This is a genomic window from uncultured Novosphingobium sp., from assembly GCF_964277725.1.
Lineage (GTDB): Bacteria > Pseudomonadota > Alphaproteobacteria > Sphingomonadales > Sphingomonadaceae > Novosphingobium > Novosphingobium fluoreni.
The window spans coordinates 1-3,396 of sequence record NZ_CAXYKL010000182.1; the positions used below are offsets into that span (position 1 = coordinate 1).

The 3,396-nt window shown below is 62.0% G+C and carries 2 protein-coding genes; both read right to left on the reverse strand.

Annotated elements, in window-relative coordinates; translation table 11 throughout:
- Positions 1–174 precede the first annotated feature (174 nt).
- Positions 175–396 carry a hypothetical protein gene (locus tag ACHWRX_RS10110; protein ID WP_394659098.1) on the reverse strand — a complete coding sequence of 74 codons (222 nt, stop codon included), beginning with the start codon at positions 394–396 and terminating at the stop codon, positions 175–177.
- 290 nt (positions 397–686) lie between these two features.
- The gene (locus ACHWRX_RS10115) at positions 687–3,047 is read right to left on the reverse strand and encodes a membrane-bound PQQ-dependent dehydrogenase, glucose/quinate/shikimate family (RefSeq protein ID WP_394659099.1); all 2,361 of its coding nucleotides are present in this window, start codon (positions 3,045–3,047) and stop codon (positions 687–689) included.
- Between the last annotated feature and the right edge of the window lie 349 nt (positions 3,048–3,396).

Sequence of the window (3,396 nt, forward strand, 5' to 3'; positions counted from 1 at the left end):
ACCCGCTGGTCAGCGCGATGCGCACCGCCTCCTGCTTGAACTCTTCTGTGTGCTTGATCATCTCGTAGGTCTCCTGTTGCGAGCTCTAATCGCTCAGGTGACCGGCGCAAAACCGTTACAAGTCCAGTCCTGCAGCTTGAGAATGGCGAGCACGCACATCGAAAAGCTGACGAATTATGCCGCAGCACGTCCCGTCAGCGGCGTTCCGTAAGCAGCGGTGCTCGCCGCCATCGCCGTGAGCAGGGTCATCGCGAACAGGGCGACAACCGGGCGATAGCTCGTCTCGTCCTTGGCGGGGACATGGCCGCCGAAGAAGCGGGTCAGATCGTCATTGCCGCCAATCCGCTCGCCTCCGATGAAGGTCTGCGGCGTCGTCTTGACGGCATGCTCCGCCATGAACGCATCCGTTTCGTTGCGAGTGCTAAGCCAGTGATCCTCAACCTCATAACCGTGACGCTTGAGCTGCCACTTCGACTTGAGGCCGTAGGGACATACATGCTCGGCATTACCATGCGATACAGGACGGCCTTGCGGAGCGCGGCGGAAGTCACGATCCTCTCCAAGTGGTTGCCTTTATAATCATGCCATCGATATAAGATCGGCGCCGACGTGCGCCGTCATTACTGCAGAGCATCAGCATCTTCCCGCCGACCGTCAGGCGCTGTTTATCAGTGCCTCGCGCTCCATCACGATCGCGGCAGAGCGAACGCCAGTGTGTAGTCACCATATCGCGTGCCCAGCGCACCGTGTCCGCCGGCGGTGATGACGACATACTGCCGCCCATCCCGCCCGCGATACGTCATCGGCGTCGCTTGCGCGCCGGCAGGCAGGCGTGCCTTCCACACGACCTTGCCGGTCTTAAGATCAAAGGCGCGCAAGTACTGATCGGTGGTCGCACCGATGAAAGCCAGCCCCCCGGCGGTGATGATTGATCCGCCCAGGTTCGGCACGCCTGTCTTTACAGGCACGCCCAGATGGCTTCCGAAGAGGCCCGTGTCACGCGCCGTGCCGAGCACCTGGCGCCACAGGATCTTGCGCGTCTTGAGATCGACCGCTGTGAGGTGACCCCACGGCGGAGCGACGCATGGGGCACCGAAGATGCCGACCCAGGCCTTTACCACCGCCACGTAGGGCGTATTGTATTGCGTCTGGAGTTGCGCCTGCATGGCGTTCTCCCCACCCTGCTTCTGCGCCATTAGCGTCTTCACGCGCGGATCGTCGCGGCGTATCAGCCAAAGCTTGAACGGCATCTCCATCGTATTGATGGTCATGATGCCCCGCACCGGATCGACCGCCGCGCCGCCCCAGTCGGTGACGCCATCGAACGCCGGATGGCCGATGATCGGCTTCAGCCCCATCGGCTGATAGATGCCAGTGCCCTGTGCGCGGCGGATATCGATGCGGCACATCAGTTGGTCGATCGGCGTTGCGCCCCATGTTGCCCTCTCGCTGGGAGCGGGCGGCGTGAACGACGGCATGCCGACGGAAAACGGCTGCGTGGGTGAGACCCTGACGCCTGGCGTAGCGCCGTCCGTACGAACCGGCCGCTCGACGATCTGCGCCAGCGGCTCACCTGTGAGGCGGTTGAGGAAGAACACCTGGCCCATCTTGGTCGTCTGGATCAGCGCGGGCGTGCTGCGGCCTTGCGCGTCGCGATAGTCGAACAGCGACGGGCCGATCGGCAGGTCCATGTCCCACATGTCACGGTGGACCAACTGACGTGTCCACTTCAGCTTTCCGGTCGCAATATCCAAGGCGACGATCGAGGTGCCGAAGCGGTCATCAAAGGGACGCCGGTAACCGATCCAGTAGTCGGGAGAGGCATTGCCCGTGCCCAGATAGACGATCCCGTTCGCCGCATCCGCCGTGATCGCACCCCAAACGTTAGGTGTGCCGCGCGTGTAGATCTGCCCGGCGGGCAGCGGCTTGATCGCATCGCTCGAGCGGCCCACGTCCCAGGCCCATACCGGGCTTCCCGACACCGGATCGTAAGCCCTTACGACGCCGCTGGGTATGTTGCGATTGACGTTGTCAATGATCCGTTCGCCGACGATCAGGCGATTGTTGACCACGATCGGCGGCGTCGTGGCGATCTGATCCGAAGGGGTCGATACGCCCATATTGTCGCGCAAGTCGATCGCGCCATTGTTGGCGAAGCTGGGACAAGGCCGACCCGTGTCGGCGTCCAAGGCCACCAGCCGCGCATCGAAGGTCGGCGCGAAGATGCGGCGCGGGCATGGCGTGCCAGCCGGCGCTTCGAAATAACTTACTCCGCGGCAGACGAGGTAGTTGTTGCCCTTGATCTGCGCTTGCTCATGCCAGCTCCACTTGGTTTTGCCGGTGGTCGCGTCGATGGCTTGCACGAACGAGTGCGGGGTGCAGGTGTAGAGCGTATCGCCGATATGGATCGGGGTCGCCTCGGAGTGGTACTCGCGCTTGTGCTCCTGGCTCTCAGCGGGCATCGGCAGGTCGCCAGTGCGCTGAGTCCAGGCGAGTTGCAGCGCGCCGACGTTCGCGGGAGTGATGTCGCTTAAGGCGGAGTAGCGCCGGCCAGCCAGCGTGCCACCATAGTCGCGCCAGTCGTTGTCCGCCTCAGGCCCCGGGATCGCCTTGTCCGTCGATGTGGGTGCTCCGCTCTGCGCGGAGACGTCCGGACCCTGCAGCAGCACCCCGCTTGCGAATACGATCGCGACACCTGCCGCGATCGCCGGAGCGACGCGCGATCGTGTCGCTCCGCGACGCCATCCGGTCAACAAGACCAGCACCAGCAAAACCGTCGGCGCGACCACGCGAGGCACCAGTTGCAGCCCGTCGAAGCCGACCTCCCACACCGCCCAGAGCAGCGTGCCAAGCCAGATCACGATAAATAGCGTTCGACCAGTCGCCTTTCCGCGTCCCAGAAGCGCGCCACTGACGACCATGAGAATGCCGGTGATCACATAGTAAGGCGATCCGCCAACAAAAACGAGCACGCCACCAGCGACCGCGAAAAAGCCGCCCAGCACGGCAATTGCCCAGGCCAGGATATTCGTCAGCAAGCGTGCCATAAAAAATCTCTTCCAGCGCTTGCAGCGTAACGCGGTACAAGAAGAATAGTGGCAGCGCGCATGGAGACATTTACGACTGCCGCTCCATCGCTCTGCGACTGCGGTACGGCTGATTATCATACGCCTAAGTTCGATAATTAGCCGCTTACAGAGGACGACGCTCCCTCCACCATTCAACCAGCTTCTGGAACAAGCAAGATGATTCCCTACTCAAAAAGGGTACGCAAAAGTTCATGCACGGTCGCCGGAGATCACGCTCTAAAACCCAGGCTAAATCTTCGCCTCGTGCGGCACGAAGGCAGAAAATGTCTAAACTTCAATCTTTATTGTATCCCACCCTCTCCGCCAG

Bases quoted from the DNA above. Each gene is read 5' to 3' on its own strand.
- ACHWRX_RS10110 (WP_394659098.1), bottom strand. From the start codon at position 396: ATGGCGGAGCATGCCGTCAAGACGACGCCGCAGACCTTCATCGGAGGC.
- ACHWRX_RS10115 (WP_394659099.1), bottom strand. From the start codon at position 3,047: ATGGCACGCTTGCTGACGAATATCCTGGCCTGGGCAATTGCCGTGCTG.